Annotated in this window: 16 protein-coding genes, 2 tRNA genes and 1 pseudogene; 13 read left to right on the plus strand and 6 right to left on the minus strand. The window is 42.7% G+C overall.

Annotated features, from left to right (window positions below):
• From V7K45_RS15220 to V7K45_RS15230, 3 genes and pseudogenes are all read left to right on the plus strand, one after another.
• Nucleotides 1–83 (plus strand): annotated as a pseudogene (locus tag V7K45_RS15220) (photosystem II protein D1); the annotation flags it as partial.
• Nucleotides 84–924: 841 nt separating this feature from the next.
• Nucleotides 925–3,252, plus strand: a complete 2,328-nt coding sequence (locus V7K45_RS15225) for a PAS domain S-box protein (RefSeq protein WP_442942001.1) — start codon at nucleotides 925–927, stop codon at nucleotides 3,250–3,252.
• A gap of 7 nt (nucleotides 3,253–3,259) precedes the next feature.
• Nucleotides 3,260–4,759, plus strand: coding sequence for a hybrid sensor histidine kinase/response regulator (locus V7K45_RS15230; protein WP_335004755.1), 1,500 nt, complete (start codon nucleotides 3,260–3,262; stop codon nucleotides 4,757–4,759).
• A gap of 15 nt (nucleotides 4,760–4,774) precedes the next feature.
• On the opposite strand, the gene trhO is transcribed toward V7K45_RS15230, so the two are convergent.
• Nucleotides 4,775–5,689: an oxygen-dependent tRNA uridine(34) hydroxylase TrhO gene (trhO, locus tag V7K45_RS15235; RefSeq protein WP_335004757.1), complete on the minus strand. Its 915-nt coding sequence runs from the start codon at nucleotides 5,687–5,689 to the stop codon at nucleotides 4,775–4,777.
• A 68-nt stretch (nucleotides 5,690–5,757) separates the two neighbouring features.
• On the opposite strand from trhO, the gene V7K45_RS15240 reads away from it, so the two are divergent.
• The 3 genes from V7K45_RS15240 to V7K45_RS15250 all read left to right on the plus strand — a co-directional run bounded on the left by V7K45_RS15240 (nucleotide 5,758) and on the right by V7K45_RS15250 (nucleotide 8,147).
• Nucleotides 5,758–5,830: transfer RNA gene (locus tag V7K45_RS15240), tRNA-Ala, on the plus strand.
• 282 nt (nucleotides 5,831–6,112) lie between these two features.
• On the plus strand, nucleotides 6,113–6,559 hold the full coding sequence (locus V7K45_RS15245) for a DUF2127 domain-containing protein (RefSeq protein ID WP_335004759.1): 447 nt from the start codon (nucleotides 6,113–6,115) through the stop codon (nucleotides 6,557–6,559).
• A 160-nt stretch (nucleotides 6,560–6,719) separates the two neighbouring features.
• Nucleotides 6,720–8,147 carry a lysophospholipid acyltransferase family protein gene (locus V7K45_RS15250; RefSeq protein ID WP_335004761.1) on the plus strand — a complete coding sequence of 476 codons (1,428 nt, stop codon included), beginning with the start codon at nucleotides 6,720–6,722 and terminating at the stop codon, nucleotides 8,145–8,147.
• A 144-nt stretch (nucleotides 8,148–8,291) separates the two neighbouring features.
• Here V7K45_RS15250 and V7K45_RS15255 read toward each other — a convergent pair.
• Nucleotides 8,292–8,363, minus strand: a tRNA-Val gene (locus V7K45_RS15255).
• Nucleotides 8,364–8,702: 339 nt separating this feature from the next.
• A complete protein-coding gene (locus V7K45_RS15260; RefSeq protein ID WP_335004763.1) occupies nucleotides 8,703–9,191 on the minus strand; it encodes a DUF1499 domain-containing protein in 489 nt (162 codons plus the stop codon).
• A 196-nt stretch (nucleotides 9,192–9,387) separates the two neighbouring features.
• Here V7K45_RS15260 and V7K45_RS15265 point away from each other — a divergent pair, with 196 nt between their 5' ends.
• From V7K45_RS15265 to opcA, 6 genes are all read left to right on the plus strand, one after another.
• Nucleotides 9,388–9,519 (plus strand): hypothetical protein, encoded by a 132-nt coding sequence (locus V7K45_RS15265; protein WP_335004765.1) that lies wholly within the window; start codon nucleotides 9,388–9,390, stop codon nucleotides 9,517–9,519.
• On the plus strand, nucleotides 9,516–9,779 hold the full coding sequence (locus tag V7K45_RS15270; protein WP_322674816.1) for a hypothetical protein: 264 nt from the start codon (nucleotides 9,516–9,518) through the stop codon (nucleotides 9,777–9,779). The genes V7K45_RS15265 and V7K45_RS15270 overlap by 4 nt, the downstream gene beginning before the upstream one ends.
• Before the next feature lie 376 nt (nucleotides 9,780–10,155).
• A complete protein-coding gene (gene fbp / locus V7K45_RS15275) occupies nucleotides 10,156–11,205 on the plus strand; it encodes a class 1 fructose-bisphosphatase (protein WP_194043026.1) in 1,050 nt (349 codons plus the stop codon).
• A 431-nt stretch (nucleotides 11,206–11,636) separates the two neighbouring features.
• Nucleotides 11,637–12,782: a transaldolase gene (gene tal / locus V7K45_RS15280; protein ID WP_335004767.1), complete on the plus strand. Its 1,146-nt coding sequence runs from the start codon at nucleotides 11,637–11,639 to the stop codon at nucleotides 12,780–12,782.
• Between the two features lie 126 nt (nucleotides 12,783–12,908).
• Nucleotides 12,909–14,438, plus strand: coding sequence for a glucose-6-phosphate dehydrogenase (gene zwf, locus V7K45_RS15285; protein ID WP_335004769.1), 1,530 nt, complete (start codon nucleotides 12,909–12,911; stop codon nucleotides 14,436–14,438).
• 170 nt (nucleotides 14,439–14,608) lie between these two features.
• Nucleotides 14,609–15,985: a glucose-6-phosphate dehydrogenase assembly protein OpcA gene (gene opcA / locus V7K45_RS15290; protein ID WP_335004771.1), complete on the plus strand. Its 1,377-nt coding sequence runs from the start codon at nucleotides 14,609–14,611 to the stop codon at nucleotides 15,983–15,985.
• A gap of 859 nt (nucleotides 15,986–16,844) precedes the next feature.
• On the opposite strand, the gene V7K45_RS15295 is transcribed toward opcA, so the two are convergent.
• Complete coding sequence (locus V7K45_RS15295; RefSeq protein WP_335004773.1) at nucleotides 16,845–17,480, minus strand: glutathione S-transferase family protein; 636 nt, start codon at nucleotides 17,478–17,480, stop codon at nucleotides 16,845–16,847.
• Nucleotides 17,481–17,715: 235 nt separating this feature from the next.
• On the opposite strand from V7K45_RS15295, the gene V7K45_RS15300 reads away from it, so the two are divergent.
• Nucleotides 17,716–19,161: a cobyrinate a,c-diamide synthase gene (locus V7K45_RS15300; RefSeq protein WP_335004775.1), complete on the plus strand. Its 1,446-nt coding sequence runs from the start codon at nucleotides 17,716–17,718 to the stop codon at nucleotides 19,159–19,161.
• Between the two features lie 309 nt (nucleotides 19,162–19,470).
• Here V7K45_RS15300 and V7K45_RS15305 read toward each other — a convergent pair whose 3' ends face one another.
• Together V7K45_RS15305 and V7K45_RS15310 are read right to left on the minus strand one after the other, a co-directional pair.
• Entirely contained in the window at nucleotides 19,471–19,893 is a 423-nt protein-coding gene (locus V7K45_RS15305; RefSeq protein WP_335004777.1) for a tellurite resistance TerB family protein, read from the minus strand.
• A 57-nt stretch (nucleotides 19,894–19,950) separates the two neighbouring features.
• A complete protein-coding gene (locus V7K45_RS15310; protein WP_335004779.1) occupies nucleotides 19,951–21,432 on the minus strand; it encodes a 16S rRNA (cytosine(967)-C(5))-methyltransferase in 1,482 nt (493 codons plus the stop codon).
• Nucleotides 21,433–21,469: the final 37 nt, after the last annotated feature.

Below are 21,469 nucleotides of genomic sequence, written 5' to 3' on the forward strand. Positions count from 1 at the left end.
GTAACGCTCACAACTTCCCTCTGGATTTGGCTGCTGGCGATTCTGCTCCTGTTGCTTTAACCGCTCCTGCTATCAACGGTTAATTCTGAAGTTTAGCTAAATCAAAAAGCGCTCTCTTTTTACAGAGAGCGCTTTTTGTTTAAATGTATAGGAATTGCAAGTTCAGTTTGTACTGCCGCCTTGGCTGGTGCTATAAAAGTAATCTTATTTATTCAATCAATATCAAAATATCAAACCGTTCTTTATAGGCTTTGATAGTAGATTCTAAAGTATCTAAGTTTGTGAGGATAAACCATCCATATCGATGGTGCAACTCTTAAATACTTACGTTTCCATTTACCTGCGATATTTTCTATTTCTATAAAGGCATCCTTTTTTACACGTAAACAAAAGTACACTTTCTGTCCTGTGAGTCAGTTTGCCGATTTTTATCAACAAAATTCGCGCTCTCCCAATACTACAATTTTATAATTTTTAAACAGTGGTAATGCTTGATTAAGTACTGCTTGTTGCTCTGACAAGTTGCGTGAACCCACTTTTTTATCATTAAATAATGCTTATTGGCAATGAAGGCTATTTGTTGTTTCATCATAAATTGCCACATTCTTTAGCATGTAGGCATTTCAGGCTATTTTGTCTTCCCACAAGCTGTGCAAGTGATATTTCCTTAGTGTAAACTATCAGACATTATTTTACACTGCGAGATTCGCATGAAGATTGAACCGACATATACCTGTGTAGGAAGTCTCTTTGAGTACAGACCGATTTTTTTATCCCTAAATATCAAAGAGCTTATGTATGGAATTCTGAATCAGTAGAAGATTAAATCATAAAAAACAAAGTTTGCAAAACATTAATAATTGTTTCAGATTCAAATTTATGAAATTTTAGTACATAATAAAAACTTTTATAACACAACCACTAATGCTATTTCCTGAAAATGAAAGCCAAAGGAGTTTTAATTTACTTTTCTCTAAAAATCCCAATCCTATGTGGGTATATAACCGGAATAATCTGCAATTTTTAGATGTAAATGAAGCTGCTGTTGTTCACTACGGCTACTCACGAGAAGAGTTCTTGCAAATGCGAATAACTGACATTCGTCCTTCAGAAGATGTGCCTAGCTTGCTTAAATATTTAGGACAAAAGCACTCTAGCTTAGACTTTACTGGGCGATGGCGACATCAGCGAAAAGATGGACAGATTATTGATGTTGAAATTTTCACACAGACAATAGACTATAGCAGTTATACAGCTCGCTTAGTTCATATACGAGATATCACAGAACACAAACAAATAGAAAGAACTCTTCAACAAAGTGAAGCTAGATTTCGAGTTATTTCTGAAGCTATTCCTGTTCCATTCATTATTTCGCGTGTGTCTGATGGGTTAATTTTATACGCTAATACAGAGTTGCTTCAAACATTTCAGTTTTCTCCAGAGTATTTAGTTAATCGCAAAAAAATTGTAGACTTGTATCATAATATTACAGATTTAGAAGTACTGTTAAAAGTTCTTAATCAGCAAGGTTTTATTCATAATTATGAACTGCAATTAAAAAAAGCAGATGGAACTCGTTTTTGGGCGATCGCTTCTTTACAATATTTAGTTTTTAACAATGAATCAGCCATTTTAACAGTATTTAATGATATTAATGACCGCAAAAATGCCGAAACAAAACTTCAAGAACAAAATGAGTTTTTGCGGATAATTTTTGAGAATATACCATTGATGATTGCTCTGATCAATACCAATGGTAAACTCCAGTGGGTGAACCAAGAATGGGAAAATATTCTCGGTTGGAAATTTCAAGATTTCCAAACTCGTGATGTCTTGGAAGCACTATACCCTAATCCTGAATATCGGCAGTATGTAATTAGTTATATGCAGTCTGCACAACGCATTTGGGGCGACTTTAAAACTCAGATGCGTGATGGTCGTCTATTGGATACATCTTGGACTAATGTTTACCTTTCAAATGGTCAAATTATCGGTATTGGACAAGATATCACAGAACGTAAGCAAACTGAACTAGCTCTAAAAGCCCAAGCCGAACGGGAGCAATTGATGCGAACTGTTGCTCAACGGATTCGTCAATCATTGAATCTTCAAGATATTTTGAATGCAACAGTTCAAGAAGTACGAGATTTACTTGGGGTTGATCGAGTAGTAGTTTATCAGTTTGACTCGGAGATGATTGGCACAATTATGGCAGAATCAGTGGAACCTGGATGGACGGTTTCTTTGGGTGTAGAGATTCCTGATACGTGTTTTCAAACAGGCTCAGGAGTTGAATATTATCAGGGACGCAAACGAGCGATCGCTAATATTTATGAAGCTGGACTTACTGATTGCCATATTCGCCTGTTAGAACAATTTGAGGTAAAAGCAAATTTAGTTGTGCCGATTTTACTAGAAGTAAGCTCTCAAAACCCTGGCTCTTATATTTGGGGTTTACTGATCGCTCACCAATGCTCTGATTTTCGTGAGTGGGAGGAAAATCAATTAGATTTGCTCGATCAAGTGACAGTCCAATTAGCGATCGCAATTCAACAATCCAACATCTTAGCGCAAGCTCAAACGGAACTTGTTCAAAGACAAAAAGCGCAAATAAAGTTAAAAACAGCCTTAGCTGAAAAAGAAGTTCTTTTAAAAGAAGTTCATCATCGAGTTAAAAATAATTTGCAAATTGTCTCCAGTTTATTACAACTTCAATCTCAGACACTCAAAGATCCAGAAATAATCAAAGTTCTTCGAGAAAGTCAAAATCGAATTGAGTCAATATCTCTAATTCACAAAAATTTATATACTTCCGCCAATATCGGACAAATTGATGTCGCTGACTATATCACTAATTTAGCAGCCAGCTTGCTCATTTCCTATCAAATATGCCCTGGTCAAATTTCTCTAGAAACTGATATAGATTCAGTGAGCTTGAATGTCGATCAAGCTATTGCCTGTGGATTGGTGATTAACGAATTAATCTCCAATGCCCTCAAACACGCTTTTCCCAATCAACAAGTAGGCACAATCAGTATTGATTTACACAATATTGGCAACAGTATCGAGATGACTATCCGAGATAATGGGATTGGTTTACCAGATAATTTAGATTGGAGAAATACTGATTCTTTAGGTCTGTCATTAGTACATGACTTGGTTACAGAACAACTAGAAGGCGATATTACTCTAGAACGCGATCGTGGAACAGTATTCAAAATCAAATTCACGCAGTTAACTTTGCATCAGTAAATATCCAATGGGTCAAGCTAGGATTTTAGTCGTTGAAGATGAAGTGATTGTGGCTAGAACTATTGCTAGTCAACTCAGTCAACTAGGATACATTGTTACGGGTACAGCTTCATCTGGAAAAGTTGCCATTGCCAAGGCATCGGAAACTCAACCAGAACTAGTATTAATGGATATTATTCTTAAAGGTGATATGGACGGTATTGCTACCGCCACTCAGATTCGCGAGCAGTTAGATGTACCTGTAATTTATTTAACCGCTTATGGCGACGATCATACTTTAGAAAGAGCCAAAATTACCCAACCTTTCGGATACATCGTTAAACCATTTACTACAAAAGATTTAAAAATTGCGATCGAGATTGGTCTGTTAAAACATCGGTTAGAACGCGAACTGCGGGAGAATCGAGATCAGTTAGCAACCCTTTTAAACTCAATGAGTGATGCTGTAATTGCCGCAAACGAGCAGGGAAAAATAACATTTATGAATCCTGCGGCTGAGACGCTGACTGGTTGGCAGCAAAAAGATGCTTTAGGAAATGAGGCGGCGAAGATTTTTCATATTGTCAATGAAGTTACAGAGGCTACATTAGAAAATCCTGTGACAAAAGTGCTGCGCGAGCAACAGGTTGTTTATTTAGGGGAATTCACATCTCTGATCACAAAAAACGGCAAAAGAGTCCCCATTGGCGATAGCGCTTCACCACTGAAGCGAGGAACTGACCAGATAAATGGTGTAGTAGTTGTTTTTTGGGATCTTAGCGAACGATATCAAACAAAATTGCTAGAGCAAGCATTACAGAAGGAGCAAGAACTTAACCGTCTCAAGTCTCTATTTATCTCTACCGTATCTCATGAGTTCCGTAATCCTCTAACTGTTGTTCAAACCGCAGTAGAACTCATGGAAATGCAAGGAGCAAATTTGACAGATACAAAAAGAGGCATATATTTAAAACGAATTCAAGGTGCTGTCCAATCTATGGAACAACTCATGGAAGAAGTGCTGTTTATGGGTAGAGCAGAAGCAGAAAAACTCATATTCAACCCTGCTCCCCTTAACTTAGAGCAATTTTGTCGAGAGTTACTCGAAGATTTTTTGATGGTTAAAAGCAGTATGTGTGAAATTGTTTTTACCTGTCATAGTGAGAATACATCGGCTGTCATGGATGAAGGACTTTTACATTACCTATTTGGAAATCTTCTCTCAAATGCGGTTAAATATTCTCCCCAAGGTGGCAAGATTCAGTTTGATTTAATATGTGACCCAATTGAGAAAGTAGCAACTTTTTACATTCAAGATCGGGGTATGGGTATTCCCGAACCAGATCAAGCTCGACTGTTTGAATCATTCTACCGAGCTTCAAATGTCAAATCAATTCAGGGTACTGGATTGGGGTTAGTAATCGTTAAAAGGTGCGTTGATGCTCACAGAGGCCAAATCAGTGTCACAAGTGAAGTTGGAATTGGTACTACATTTACAGTAATTTTGCCCTTAAATTCTGAATCATGAGTTATAAATTCTTCTTCAACTCACATCCTGATTTTTGTTGCTAACTTGGGTTTGGTAATGGCGCCATTTTTCCTGCTGACGCGCTCTTTTCTCCTCGGTGAGGCTATCAAAACAATAAGGACAGGAGATACCTTGCTCATATTTAGAAGACACTTTATCTTCCTCAGAAATCGGACGCCCACAACAGAGGCACAACTCATAACTTCCTTTCTCCAACCCATGACTAACGGCTACCCTCTCATCAAAAACAAAACATTCTCCTTCCCATAAACTTTCTTGTACTGGAACTTCTTGCAAATACTTAAGAATGCCGCCCTTGAGATGATAGACTTCTGCAAAGCCTTGTGCAAGCATGAAGGATGAAGCTTTTTCACAGCGAATGCCGCCTGTACAAAACAGAGCAACCTTTTTGTGTTTAGTTGGGTCGAGATGGTGGCGCACATAATCGGGAAATTCGCGGAATGATTCGGTTTGGGGATTTTCTGCCCCTTGGAAAGTTCCGATGTTCACCTCATAATCATTGCGGGTGTCAATCACAGTCACTTCTGGATTGGAAATTAAATCATTCCATTCTTCAGGGTTGACATAGATACCAACTTGTTCGTTTGGGTCAATTTCTGGCAACCCCAAAGTGACAATTTCTTGCTTTAACCGCACCTTCATCCGCTCAAAAGGTGGGGTTTCGGTATCGGACTCTTTGGATTCTAAGTCTGCTAGACGGGGGTCAGAACGCAGAAACCAGAGAACTGAGTCAATTGCCTGACGCGAACCAGCAATTGTACCGTTAATCCCTTCAAGTGCCAGCAAAATAGTCCCCTTGACACCTTGCGTTTGGCAGTAAGACAGCAGAGGCTCTCGTTTCTCGGCAAAATCTGGCAGCCTAACAAATTTATACAGTGTTGCGACAACTTGGATATTTTCTGGCTTCATTCCTTTGGTAATAGAACGATATAAGTTACAATAACAACGGTAATCAAAGTTATCTACTATTTTAGTATGGGGGTTTAGCTCAGTTGGTAGAGCGCCTGCTTTGCAAGCAGGATGTCAGCGGTTCGAGTCCGCTAACCTCCATTGGAAATTTTTGATTGAAATGTGTGATGCCTGCTGTTTTTGCTAGTCTACGCACATTCAAATCAATTAAAACCCTATTCATTATCAAAAAATGGGATTATTTTTCCTTGTTAGGCAGGGGGTTCGGGGAGAAGAAATTATGGTATTGCATTCATTGCACGGATTCAAAGCCGTACTAAGTTAGAAGAATCTCTAGATAAGGAGGTAAACTCTGACTTGACGAACTCAGGTAATCTTGCTCGTTCAAAATTTGACTTATCTATACTTAACTTAGGGGGTTATTTGGAAAAGCGTCCATTGGGGTTAGTGGCAATTGTTATTTACAAAACATTTGCCGCCTTGCTGCTTATGGTTACTTCGATCGCTTTATTATTGACATTAAAAAATTATCAAACTCTAGAGGCGTTTTCAGAAAATTATGTTTTAGAAGGTAAATCGATAATTATTGATTGGCTTTTAAAGAAAGTTGTTAACTTAAATCCTAGAACTCTAGCATTTAGCGGCATCGGAACCGGAATCTATGCTATCATTACTGCCATTGAAGCCGTTGGTTTATGGTACGAAAAGCGTTGGGCACATGTCTTAGTATTGGGACTTGTCGGTATCAGTATTCCACCAGAGATTTATGAATTGATTCAGGGAATATCTCTGATAAAAATATTCGTTTTTTTGTTGAACTTAGCAGTGTTTGGCTATCTATTCCGAAATTTTCCTAAACATCCAATCTAATTTTTAATCCAATAATCTATCCTTGAAACCTTTAGGAGTGCTGAGTAAGCAAGAGAGTTAAACATGGTGATTGAAATGTTTGACGACAAGAGGCTACGGGTTTATGCAAAACCAAGACCCCACGTTGTACAATCGCTAGAAATACAATCTGGAGAGCAACTTGCCTAGATCGATTCAGTCTACACAACCACCACTAAAATTTATTCCCCAACGGTTGAATCTTTTGGTACTCCAGATTGTTCGGTGGTTACTGCCGATCGCATTACGGTTTCGCACTCGTCCTTGGCTACCAGCTGGGATTGTCAAGATTGAAGCGACGAATGTTGAAGTATTAGCTGAACTCTATCAACAATTTCAGGCTGGAAAAATTCGCTTTTTGTTGGCATTTCGCCACCCAGAGGTGGAAGATCCGCTCTGTATGCTGTATTTGCTTTCTCGGATTGTGCCACAGGTTGCTCGTCAAAAAGGTATTACATTAAAATCCCTGGTTCACAGCTATTTTCTTTATGACCGAGGTATGACAGTTTGGGCTGGAAAGTGGCTAGGTTGGCTGTTCTCTCTGCTGGGGGGTGTGCCGGTTCGTCGTGGTAGGCGACTAGATCGGCAAGCGATCCAAAATGCACGGGAATTGTTTGCTAATGGCGAACTACCGATCGCAGTAGCCCCAGAAGGCGGTACTAATGGTCATAGTGGCATTGTTAGCCCCTTAGAACCTGGTGTTGCTCAAATGGGCTTTTGGTGTGTAGAAGACTTACAAAAAGCTAACCGTTCTGAGACTGTAATTGTTGTGCCGATCGCCATCCAGTATCGCTATGTTGAGCCACCTTGGTCTAAACTGGATTGGCTATTGAGTAAGTTAGAAGCTGATAGTGGCTTGAAAGTTTTGGAAACTGATTCGGGCGATGCCTGCGGCGGGCTACGCCTACGCGAAGAGATTTATGATCAGCGCCTCTGTAGGTTGGCTGAATATCTGATTACCGAGATGGAAGAGTTTTATCGTCGCTTCTATCATCAAGATATCCCAAAAACCATCTCAACTGATGAATTGAAGAGTGCTAATCAGGTATTAATTGCCCGACTCCATCGCCTACTAGATAAGGCATTACAAGTTGCCGAGCAATATTTTGAAGTTCAAGCGCAGGGTAATTTTATTGACCGCTGTCGCCGTTTAGAAGAAGCTGGCTGGAGTTATATTTACCGAGACGATTTGCCAGATATCAATGCTTTAGCACCCTTCAAACGCGGTTTGGCTGACTGGATTGCAGAAGAAGCCGACTTGCGAATGCGGCACATGCGGATAGTGGAAAGTTTTGTTGCAGTCACAGCTACTTATATTCAGGAACAACCGACGGCGGAACGGTTTGCGGAAACAGCTTTGCTTGTATTCGATATGCTTTCTAGAATTCAGGATACAACACTTCCTGGACGACCTCGGTTAGGTTTGCGACAGGCACAAATCACTGTGGGGGAGCCAATTTCAGTGACAGAACGCTTCCAAAATTGTCAGGGCGATCGCCAAGCGTCTAAACAAGCTGTGAGCGATTTGACAAAAGATTTGCAAATCGCTTTAGAGAAGATGATTAGATAATAGAAATTCTAAGATTTTTTCGCTCGAATTTTGTTAAAGATTGCACCTTCATCAAAGAGGCATCTTGACCAAAAGTTGCATAAACTTGCATAAGTTACGTTTAATAAATCACAGCTAGTTAGCTGAAACTATTGCTGTGTAAAATGGGCGATACTGGATTTGAACCAGTGACCCCATCCGTGTGAAGGATGTGCGCTACCACTGTGCTAATCGCCCAAGACCTTTTATATTACCATAACTTATTAAATAGCAACGTAAGTTAAAATGCTAAAGGCTGAATTGCTGCGCCTACGCAACTGACGTTATTCTTCATCGTTCCCGTATGTCACGCAAGGACTGTCAATTATAAGTGCTGGCTCAAATGAATCGCAGAAAATGACGGTAGAACAATTAACCCCAAATTCGTCAGGATGAATGCACGTTATCGCTTCTTCTACTAAGGTATGGAAAGCACAATCATTGCAGATAGTCTGACATTTATCCACTAAGTATAAATTTGTAAATGGTATTGCGATCGCACTTCTATCAGTTAAACAAGAACAAGTAGCGCCAAAATCAAATGTTTAAATCGCGTAGAGCTAGACGAATTTGCTCGACTCGTCTGCGGTTGACACCAAGATCCGACTCTCCCACGCGAGAAGCCGATCGCAGATGAATTACTGACTCATTAGGAGGTAAATAAAATTCTACATCATCAACAAATTGGAAGATGCGGCTTTTAGAAAGAGCGTGGATGTAATTATCTGTTTGTTCTACAATTTCTGTACGCGGAACAACACCGATAACTTTTAGTAAGATTTCTCTAGCTGCATTGCGGTCTACATGATAAGGAATCGGGTCGATGGCGTGTTTTTCATCTGCGTTTTGACTGACAACACAGTTGTCTGAAGCCGGACAAGAACTAAGATGACCATTCTCAACTCCCAAGCTAGAAGCGGCCCAAGTAGCCCCAGGAAGTATTAAACTACTAATCAAAGTTAAAACTATTGCAAAAGCGATACTCCGCAAGAATCGCTGCCGGAATGCTGTTGGCAAACGGGACATGATAAATTTACTCCTTTTGTGTGGTTATTTTGAATGAGTACTGCGAATTGCTGGTTCGCTCTACAGATTATCATTTATCCAGCCACACTCTGAGTTTGGGCAATCGCAATGTAGCCGCACCGACCAGTGCCTTATGCCATTATTCCTGCCAATAAGGGAATCAAGCCTAAAAAGTGACCAATAATTCAGATTTCCATTGACTACGAACCCAAAATCATTAGCAGGGGTTGCGATCGCATTTCCTGGTGATTCCAGCTTTGACTCGGAAGAATGGGCTGGTATCGGCTTTGTTGTGGCCAATGTTAAAAAGTTTGATGGTTGTAGATGAATATAGGAATAATCCAGCCTTACAGTAACGGGTTTTTAGAAGTTGTACCAGAGAGCGATTATTGGCAGATTGCAGCTATACACATCAATGGCCAAGCTTACTGCCCTACTCCTCAGCTGTATCGTTCAGAAAAAGTGGCATTAGCAAAAGCAACACAAATTTATGATTGGATAGCTGACCACGAACACCAAATCAGCGATGAGGCTTACTACTGCTCTGAATTGAAACTTATCCTATGGCAGCAACCAAAAGTATCTTAAAGTATCTTAGTTAACCAGGGAGATTGCTTGCCTTGGGCAAATCTAATAGTAGTTTCGTATTAATGTTTCAGAGTAAACCTATAGTCCCTGCCGCAAATGTGGGGATTTTAGTTTGTTAATAGGATGTGTAGCCATACCCGCCCGCTTCAGAATGTCGAAGGTTTTTTCTTTCCCCTTTCCCTTTCCCCTTTTCCCCAAAACCCGACAAGTATTGGCTAGGTTCTAGGTGCAGGGGTCACTGAAGATTCATTTCTTTAGTTTATCTAAAGTCGCATCTAAGTTATCAAATTACCTTTCTAAGATAGAAGCAGCAACTATAAGTTGCTATAGATGACTAAAACCCAATTAACAGCTAGTGGCTGCGGAGAACATAAAAATGACTAAAGCGCCGGAATCTTTAGACTTATCTGCCTACGATGCTACAGACAGAGCCTTAGATCGTGACTGTACAACTTTATCCCGTCACGTCCTCCAACAACTTCAGAGTTTTTCGCCAGATGCACAGGATTTGAGTGCGCTGATGAATCGCATCGCCCTGGCTGGAAAACTGGTGGCTCGTCGCATGAGTCGCGCCGGTTTAATGGAAGGTGTTCTTGGATTTACTGGAGAAGTTAATGTCCAAGGCGAATCCGTGAAAAAGATGGATGTCTATGCCAATGATGTATTTATCTCAGTATTTAAGCAAAGTGGCTTAGTCTGCCGCCTCGCATCTGAGGAAATGGAAAATCCTTACTATATCCCGGAAAATTGCCCCATTGGGCGCTATACCCTGCTGTATGACCCAATTGATGGCTCATCCAACACTGATAATAATCTCAGCTTAGGTTCCATTTTCGCCATTCGCCAACAAGAAGGAACTGATAGCGATGGTAAAGCAACTGACCTGCTCGCCAACGGACGCAAGCAACTCGCTGCCGGATACATCCTGTATGGGCCATGCACGATGCTGGTTTATACTATAGGTAAGGGGGTTCATTCCTTTGTTCTCGATCCCAGCTTAGGAGAGTTTATTCTCACAGAAGAAAATATTCGCATTCCTAACCACGGGTCTGTTTACAGCGTGAACGAAGGTAACTTCTGGCAGTGGGAAGAATCAATTCGAGAATACATTCGCTACGTTCATCGCACAGAAGGCTACAGCGCTCGTTATAGCGGCGCAATGGTGAGCGACATCCATAGAATTTTGGTTCAAGGCGGCGTGTTTCTCTACCCAGGCACAATTCAAAACCCTGAAGGTAAATTACGCTTGCTTTATGAAACTGCTCCTCTCGCCTTTTTGATCGAGCAAGCAGGCGGCCGTGCTACTACAGGACTGGTAAATATCTTGGATGTGGTGCCAAAAAAACTGCATCAGCGCACGCCTTTAATTATTGGTAGCAAAGAGGATGTCGCAAAGGTGGAGTCTTTTATTCAAAACGGACACTAGCACCGCAAGACGGAAGTCAAAAGTCACCCATGCTTTAATTTTCGGCTTTCTGGCTGTAATGAAATGGTAAGTTTATTTCTGCCAACTTTTACTAGTGTAAAAAAACACTAGTTAGAAGAGAACAAAGCTTGCAAATAAAGCTTTTTAAACTTTTTCAACTGGATAGTTATTTTTGCCATACTGCGCTCGAAGACGGTAATAAAAGGATCGAGGATGCATCTAGCATCTGGCATTAATTAAAAGTTAATCATGGTGATTTAAGATTGGCGATGCAGAATAGCACTTCTTGAAGATGTATTAAAGATTATCTCAGCTGGCCGATGCAATAAGTGATTGGCAACGCCACAATTCAAAAGTAAGCATCAAATTTTGATGAGTTTTGCCAATTTACTTAGAATCATCACTATACAGGAGTGAAACAAATTAGAGCTATGTCTACCAATCATCTACTAGAAATTAACCAATACGGTCAAAGTATCTGGATGGATAATTTGACCCGTGACATTATTCAATCAGGTGAACTCAAAGACATGGTTGAAAATCAAGGAATCTCTGGGATTACTTCTAACCCAGCGATCTTTGAAAAAGCGATCGCTGGTAACGTTATTTATGATGCCGATATCGAAGCCGGAGTTCGGGCTAACTTACCCATAGACAAAATTTACGAATCCCTAGTTTTTGCAGATATCCGTAATGCCTGTGATATTTTACGCCCTGTTTATGAAGCCTCGAATAGACTAGATGGTTATGTGAGTATTGAAGTCCCACCAACCATTGCCCATGATACTGAAGCAACCATAGCCGAAGCCCGCCGTTATTTCCAAGAAATTGGTCGGGAAAATCTGATGATTAAAATTCCCGGTACAGAACCTGGTTTGCCAGCAGTAGAACAGGTAATATCCGAAGGGATGAATGTTAATATTACGCTGCTGTTTTCTGTAGAAAGCTATGTAAACACAGCAATGGCTTACATTCGGGGCTTAGAAAAACGGCTGGCTGAAGGTAAGGACATCAGTAAAATTGCTTCAGTCGCTAGCTTCTTCCTCAGCCGGATCGATAGCAACATTGACGGCAAGATTGATGCTAAGTTGAAAAAAGGCGTTGATGATATTTCCGTGGAAGCAAAGCTAAGAGCTGTCAAAGGAAAAGTAGCGATCGCTAACGCTAAGATTGCGTATCAAGAATACAAGAAAATCATTAGAAGCGAGCGTTGGCAAGAGTTGGCAGCAAAAGGGGCCACAGTACAACGGCTACTTTGGGCTAGCACCAGCACCAAAGACCCCAACTACAGAGACGTGATGTATATCGAAGAGTTGATTGGTCATGATACCGTCAACACCGTACCACCAGCGACCATTAAAGCTTGTGCCGATCATTGTAACGTAGGCGATCGCTTAGAAACAGATTTAGATAATGCTTACACGCTGATCGAAAACCTCAAAGATCCCGACATCAACATCGATCTCGATAACGTCATGGATGAACTGTTAGTCGATGGTATTGACAAGTTTATCCAGCCCTTCCAGTCCTTGATGAACTCTTTAGAAGACAAGATCAAGGTATTGTCACCAGTGTAGGGAACAGAAGAGGGGAAAAGGTTAAAGGGTAAAGGGTAAAGGTATAGTTCTTCCCCTTTCCCCCTTCCCCTTTCCCCCTTTCCCTTTCCCCAATCCTAGTACCAAAACCCAAAATCCAAAATTGTTATGGTTAGTCTGCTAGAAAATCCCTTACGCGTTGGTCTGCAACAACAAGGGATGCCCGAACCCCAGATTATAGTCATTTTTGGCGCTTCTGGCGATCTCACCTGGCGCAAACTAGTGCCAGCACTTTACAAATTGCGGCGAGAACGGCGTATTCCCCCAGAAACGACCATTGTCGGTGTGGCACGTCGAGAATGGAGCCATGAGTACTTCCGCGAACAAATGCAAAAGGGCATGGAAGAAGCACATGCCGATGTCGATTTAGGGGAACTCTGGCAAGATTTCTCTCAAGGTCTGTTCTATAGCCCTGGGGATATAGACAACCCCGAAGGCTACCAGAAACTGAAAAACTTATTGAGTGAATTAGACGAAAAACGGGGCACGCGAGGAAATCGGATGTTCTACCTCTCGGTTGCCCCTTCATTCTTTCCTGAAGCGATTAAGCAGCTAGGAAGCGCCGGGATGCTAGAAGATCCCTACAAACATCGTCTAGTAATTGAAAAACCCTTTGGTCGAGACTTGGCTTCTGCTCAGAGTCTTAACCAAGTGGTACAGAAATTTTGTAAAGAAAACCAAGTATACCGCATTGACCACTACTTGGGTAAAGAAACAGTCCAGAATTTGCTGGTGTTTCGCTTTGCTAATGCGATTTTTGAGCCGTTGTGGAATCGTCAATTTGTTGACCACGTGCAAATTACCGTGGCAGAAACCGTGGGAGTGGAAGACCGGGCTGGTTACTATGAAAGCGCCGGCGCACTACGGGATATGTTGCAAAACCATTTAATGCAACTTTACTGTCTAACGGCAATGGAAGCACCCAATGCAATGGATGCCGACAGCATCCGCACAGAAAAAGTGAAGGTACTCCAAGCTACTCGTTTAGCTGATGTTCACAATCTGTCGCGGTCAGCAGTACGGGGTCAGTATAGTGCTGGCTGGATGAAGGGTCAAGCAGTGCCAGGGTATCGGACAGAACCAGGCGTTGCTCCTAATTCCACCACACCGACCTATGTCGCCATGAAGTTTTTGGTAGATAACTGGCGCTGGAAAGGTGTTCCTTTCTACTTGCGTACCGGGAAGCGGATGCCGAAAAAAGTCAGTGAGATTGCCATTCACTTCCGCGAAGTTCCATCTCGGATGTTCCAATCTGCCGCCCAACAAACAAACGCCAATATTTTGACCATGCGGATTCAGCCGAATGAAGGTATTTCCCTGCGTTTTGATGTGAAAATGCCGGGGGCAGAATTCCGTACCCGTTCCGTTGACATGGACTTTAGCTATGGTTCCTTTGGCATCCAAGCAACATCTGATGCCTACGATCGCTTATTCCTTGATTGTATGATGGGCGATCAAACATTGTTCACCCGCGCGGACGAAGTAGAAGCCGCTTGGCAGGTAGTAACGCCAGCCCTTTCCGTTTGGGATGCACCCGCCGACGCCAATACTATTCCCCAGTATGAAGCTGGAACCTGGGAACCAACAGAAGCAGAATTCTTAATTAACCAGGATGGCCGTCGCTGGCGCAGACTCTAACAATTTTAGATTTTAGATTTTAGATTTTAGATTGGGGACGGCGAAATCGGAAATAGATAATAGGGAATATGAAAAACTATTACTAATTACCAAATTACTAGTTCTTAATCCAAAATCTCAAATCTTAAATCCAAAATCCAAAATCCAAAATCCAAAATCCAAAATCTCCTATGGCTCCCCAAGCTTCTACAATTTATTCACTTCAGGCGCCAAAAGATATTTCGCTTAACGAAATAGAAGCGGAACTTAATCAAATTTGGCAAAGTTACGGCATTACTGGCGAGGACGGTGGGCTTCCTGCTGCCACTCGCGCCACGACATTTACCTTAGTAGTTTACGAACCCGAAGAAACCCAATATCTTTTGGCTACTTTGGGATTTTACAACGGCCCGCTTGACGGGATTTTAGGCCCTCAGATGGTAGCTGCCTTGCGGCAAGTGCAGAGAAAATATGCACTGCCAGATACTGGAACAGCAACACCTGAAACCCTGGCTCTCTTGAGAGAAGAATTCATCAAACGTCAAGGAAATGGCGCTGCGGGAGACAATGGTTCTATTGAACTTCCCAGCTTAAATGCCCCAAGCCCCAGAATTGCTGATGAAATTGCCCTCCGCAACCCCTGCCGGATCATCGCGCTATTTCCGATTACTGGCGAAGATCAAGGGGTTAAGGCTCAGGTTTCTGCCTATTGCCCAATCCAAAAGCAATCGTCAAGCACACTAATTTGCTGCGAATACATCACTCTCAGTGGAACTGCTGCTGCCTTAGAACGCATCGGTGGTATGCTTCCAGCATTGTTGATTGGCGGCTTACCAAAGTTTCTCTGGTGGAAAGCAACACCAGACCCCAATAACACTTTATTCAAGCGCTTGGCAGCCGTCTGCAATAATGTGATTGTGGATTCTTGCCGCTTTAACGAGCCAGAAAGTGACTTACTCCACCTCCAAGAATTGGTGGAAAGTGGTGTTCCCCTGGCTGACCTCAACTGGCGTCGCCTCTCAGCATGGCAGGAATTGACAGCTGAAGCTTACGACTCACCTCATCGTCGGGCTGCCCTTCGGGAAGTTGACCGAGTAACTATTGATTACGAAAAAGGCAACCCCGCACAAGCATTGCTGTTTTTGGGTTGGTTGGCAAGTCGTTTAGGATGGCAGCCAGTTTCCTATAAAAAGGAAACCGGAGATTATGACATCACTCGCATTAACTTTATTGCTCAAGACCAACGGCAAATAGAAACCGAATTAGCGGGCGTTCCCCTGGCTGATGTGGGTGAGATTGCTGGTGACTTGATTGCTTTGCGCCTCAGTTCGACCAATCCGAAGGCAGACTGTGGTACAGTAATTTGCTCGGAAACTGGTGGTTGTATGCGGATGGAAACCCACGGCGGCGCTCAATCTGCCGGTCTGTTTCAACAGGTGACTTCACTTTCTGAACAAAAGGCGGAAGCATTGCTGAGTCAGCAGGTACAACGCTGGGGTCGTGAGTCACTTTTTGAAGAAAGTCTGGGAGTGACAGCAAATATTTTCAAATTGGAAACAAATAGTTAGTTTCGCCTGGAAACAATAAAAGTTACCAAAATTGCGAAAATCAAACACAAACTCTTCAGATTTTTGGATATTTCAATAATCTGGAGGGTTTTTCTATTTTCCTTGGAGGCAAGAGACGCGATGAATCGCCGTCTCTACAATAATCAATCTTTTGTCTTGACGGCGTATCGCGTTTTTGGCGAGCAATAATTTTCATCAAAAAATCTTAACCGAACCGTATTGCCCCAGCTTTCTCCCAAGCTCTACGGTGTATACACAAGTCTGAAATAGTTTACTCATCTGATTTTTCGCGTCAGTTTTACCCCACCCTAACCCTCCCCTTGGAAAGGGGAGGGAACTAATTTCCTGTTTCCCCCTTTTCTAAGGGGGGATTAAGGAGGGTAATTTGACTTGTGTATACAGCGTAGCTCCCAAGCTTGGGCTACGCTGTATACACAAGTCTTTTAGAGTTGCTGTGTAATACCAATTCTCCAAAATGAAGCAACAGATGTAAATTAGGAAAGTCTTGCTGCATCTAAGTTTCTTAATTGCGAATTGCGAACTGGTATAACTTAGGGTGGGCTAATCTTTGCAGGTCGATGCATTGGCATAACAGCTCGATGTATTGGCATAACAAGTCGATGTATTGGCATAACAGCTCAATGCATTGGCATAACAGCTCGATGTATTGGCATAACAAGTCGATGTATTGGCATAACAGCTCAATGCATTGGCATAACAAGTCGATGTATTGGCATAACAGCTCAATGCATTGGCATTGCAGGTCAAGACGTGGGACAGCTTTAAAAGACTTTTGTGTACACCATAGCCTTGCTTGGGAGAGGGATTTAGGGTGAGGGCTTCGATTCATGGAAGAAGTCTATTGAAAGGATAACTCGTATTTACCTCCACGCTCCAGGGCGCGTTTGTAAGCAGGTCGTCCATGAATGCGCTCGACAAATTCTTTCAGCTTTGGCCGATTCTCAACTTCTTCGGGGAGCGTAGCGACTACTTCTAGGGGAAAGCTCATTTGGATATCGGCGGCGGTAAATTCATTGCCTACAAACCACGTATTTTTACGGAGTTCGTCTTCTATGTAGTCAAAGTGAAGTTTAATTTGAGGCGCGACAAATCCGCTAACCACGCTACTGTCGCCAGCTCCAAAATTGTTCAATATCAGCCGCATTACTAGTGGTGGCATTGCCGAACCTTCAGCGTAATGCAGCCAATACTTATAGCGCAGATACTCTGGTGTACCGGAGGCTGGGACTAGCCGACCATTACCATAGCGCTCGATTAGGTATTCAATAATTGCACCCGACTCAGCGATCGCCAAGTCTGCATCTGTGATTACTGGTGACTTTCCGAGGGGATGAACTTGGCGTAGCGACTCCGGTGCCATCATCGTCTTGGCATCGCGTTCATAGAATTTAATATCGTATTCGATACCTAATTCTTCAAGCAGCCACAGCACACGCTGCGATCGCGAGTTATTAAGATGATGCACGACTATCATAAAACGTTCCTTTTTTGGTAGCTTATTGCTATCTGACTCTCGGCTAATTTCCAACTATACTATTAGACTTTTTCAGCCCAACTCCCCTAATTGGCTGGTTTTCTTGTTTCTAATTGGTATAAGTTTGAGTTAGTCGGTTTAATAAACTGGTGCATCTGCTTTTGCAAAAAGTGACGATAGACACACAGCCAATAATCGAAATAGTTGCTGCATAAAAACCTAATTTGTTTCATTTATGGCTTTAGTCATTGCTGGGGAACGTAGTGGGGTGGGTAAGACAACAGTCACGCTCACCCTTTTAGCATCTTTACGCCGTCGCGATCGCCTGGTGCAATCTTTTAAGGTAGGGCCAGACTACATCGATCCAATGTTTCATCAACACGTAACTGGTCGTGCCTGTCGCAATTTAGACCCCGTACTGACTTCCGAAGCCTACGTTCAGCAATGTTTCGCCCATCATGGCCAACTGAGTGAATACGCCCTAGTGGAAGGGGTAATGGGGTTGTTTGATGGAATTGGGCATGGGGAATCCCTTCGACTTCGCTCAGGGCAAGTGGGCGTGGGGCATGGGGACAAGGAGAATAATCATGCCCAATCCCCTACTGATTTTGCGAGTACGGCACACATTGCACGGCTGTTAAATTTACCTGTGGTGTTGGTGATTGATTGCAGTCGTTTATCTGGTTCTGTGGCTGCGATCGCTCATGGCTATCGATCTTTTGATCCCCGAATTAAAATAGCTGGGGTAGTATTAAATCGCGTCGGGAGCGATCGCCATCTCTCTCTTCTCAAAGATTCCCTAGAACCCTTACAATTACCCATTCTCGGCGTAATGCGCCGTCAAGATAACATTACAATTCCCGATCGCCATTTGGGTTTAGTACCCACAGCCGAACTTCCCGAACTCAATGCTTTAATCGATCGCCTCGCGGATTTAGGAGATAGTTGCTTTGATTGGCAACGCTTATTACCTTTGTTAAAATCAGAACCCCTTTTTCCCTCTGTTTCAGCCTCCTTATCTCCCTTATCCCCAGTTAGGATTGCAGTAGCCCGCGATCGCGCTTTTAATTTTTATTACCAAGACAATCTTGATTTACTGCAACAGCTTGGTGCAGAATTGGTTTTCTGGAGTCCCTTAGAAGATGCTGACATACCAAAAGATATCCAGGGAATGTATTTTGGCGGTGGTTTCCCGGAAGTTTTTGCCCAGCAATTAGCAGAAAATTCTCGCGTTCGTCATGCAGTGAAAACAGCAATACTTCAAGGAATACCTACAGTTGCCGAATGTGGCGGATTAATGTATTTGTGCGAGCAAATTATCGATTTTGAAGGTAAATCTTGGTCAATGGCGGGAGTGCTACCGACATCTGCTGTGATGGGTGGACGTTTAACTTTGGGCTATCGTCGTGCAGTCGCTTTGCAAGATAATTTGTTAGTTAAGGCAAATACGACTGTTTACGGACATGAGTTTCATCGTTCCCATTTAACCTTAACTCCCACTCAACCCCTATTTAAAACCTCTCGCTACGATTGTGAAGAAAATATGGGATGCGAAGGATGGGGTTTACCTGCAAATATTCATGCTTCTTATGTTCATCAGCATTGGGGAGAAAGTAGAGAAATTCCCCAGCAGTTTCTTAAAGAATGTCTAAAAGTAGCATCTTCAGGAACGTGGATTTAAGCCAACACAGTTCAGATAACCGCAAAACCCTCATGTAGAGACGCGATTTATCGCGTCTTGATTTATAAAGAAGGGGAAGGGGGAAAGGTAAAAACCTCGCCTCTTGTGGCGCGAAATAATCCAAATTTTATGGGGAAGGTAAAAACCTCGCCTCTTGTGGCGCGACAATCATCATCCCTTTCCCCTTTCCCCTTTAACCTTTAACCTTTTCCCTTTTATTTGATTTATCGCGGAGTATGGGGACAAAGATACACAAAAAGGCAGTGAGATAATTCACCGCCTCCTTTTGGATCAACTCATAGTTCCATGTTAGTTTTGGACTTCAACCCAACGGCGGTAAAGCTTTTGAATTTGTTTGAGAAGCGCAGTGTGAGCTGGTTGATTTGACTCATTCGGCTTCGCTATATCCTGCAATTCTGTCAGGAGTCTGGCTTCTTCGACGGCAACTTCACCATCGCTATAAATTAAACCACTGATGGCTTCAATCAGATTTTCGCAATCTTCAAGACTGGGGCGATCGCCTAGATACTCTCGCACCCAGTTATAGCATTCTTTTGGCTGTACAGGAACTAATTCGTACAGCCAAGGCTTAATTTCTGGGTCGTTAGCTAAACCTTTTGCTTGAGCTATTTCGCGGAGATATTGCCGTTCTTCTGGCTGGATTCTGCCATCAATCCAGGCTGCTCCAATCAGGATTTTAACTAAGTTTTTCACATTGGAAGGGGAAACCATTGCTGCCTCCTCTGGTAGATTCAGGCCTCCACCAAATCGTACAATCCTAAGCAGTATTCACTCGGAATTATTGGTTTTTCTTAAGCGCACCATAAAAAAACCATCCATGTCCTGTCGATGGGGCCAAAGTTTAAACCAACCTTGAGGTGTCCTCTCGGTAGAATCAGGTAACTCAACGCCGCTAGGAGACTCAATTTGCCAATCAGGCGACTCAGACAAAAACGCCGAAATCACTTCTTCATTTTCTGCCGGATGCAATGTACAGGTGGCATAAACTAATACACCACCAGGTTTGACAAAAGTTGAGGTATGTGTTAGTAATTCTCGTTGCAGCACCGAAAGTTCTCGGACGGATTCTGGTGTCTGTCGCCAACGTGCATCAGCATGACGGTGCATAGTTCCCAAACCAGAACATGGAGCATCAAGTAATACACGGTCTGCGGTGTTTTGAAATTGGGCAAAGTGGCGGCTGTCGCCAGTGTAAATTTGAATAGATTGTAAATTTAGCCGTTGAGAATTTTCTTGGAGTTTGCGAAGACGAGAAGGAGTGCGATCGCAAGCCCAAATTTTACCTTTATCTGCCATTAATTCAGCAATGTGGGTTGTTTTCCCCCCTGGTGCAGCACAGGCATCAATTACCACCTCACCTGGTTGGGGGTCGAGCAAATGACCAACTAATTGAGCGCTACTATCTTGTACAGTCCACCACCCTTCTTTAAAACCAGGTAGTTTTTGAATTGATCCAGTGTTACCAATAAATCGTAAAGCTTGGGGTAAATGAGGAATCCGTCTCACCAAAATACCGACAGATTGCAAAGCCGCCTCAACTTCCTCAATGGAAGTGCGAAGTGGATTAATTCGTAAGTCAATAGTTGGTGATTGGTTCATCCATTCACAGAGTTGTTCTGTCTCAGCCAAACCCAGTTGTTCCAACCAAACTTGAATAATCCAGTCAGGAAAACTGTGTAAAATGCCCAAGCGTTCCACAGGGTTTTCTGGAAGTTCTAACGGATCGAAATGGGTAACTGAGGACTGGGGAACTAACAAAGAATCTTTCTCCTCTGCCCCCCTGCTCCTCTGCCCCCCTGCCCCTTGGTCACTGAGCGTAGCCGTTGGCGCAGCCTCTCGTAGAGAAGTGCTGCCCCCCTGCTCCCCCGCTTGTCTTAAATACTGGCGTAATAGACCGTTAACAAAACCCGTGAGTCCAGAAAAACCGTTTTCTTTAGCGAGTTGGACTGTGGTATTAACAGCAGCTGAGGCGGGAATACGCTCTTGATAACGCAGCTGGTAGAAGCCCAGATGTAAGATAGTGCGGAGGTCTTGTGGTTGTTGATGAGATTTCTTTTTAGCGAATTGATCGATGAGAGTATCCAGGGTGCGCTGCCTTCTGACGCTCCCATAAACCAATTCTGTCACCAAGCGGCGATCGCAATCAGGCAAATTAACTTTTTGCAGCACTCTATCTAGAGCAACATCAGCATAAGCCCCCTTGTGAACATCTCGCAGGGCGATAAAAGCTAATTGACGGGGGTTTGTCATGAAAACACGATTCAGGAGTCAGGAGGCTTTTGTATTC

Origin of the sequence: Nostoc sp. (assembly GCF_036917375.1) — a bacterium.
In the GTDB taxonomy this organism is placed as follows: domain Bacteria; phylum Cyanobacteriota; class Cyanobacteriia; order Cyanobacteriales; family Nostocaceae; genus Nostoc.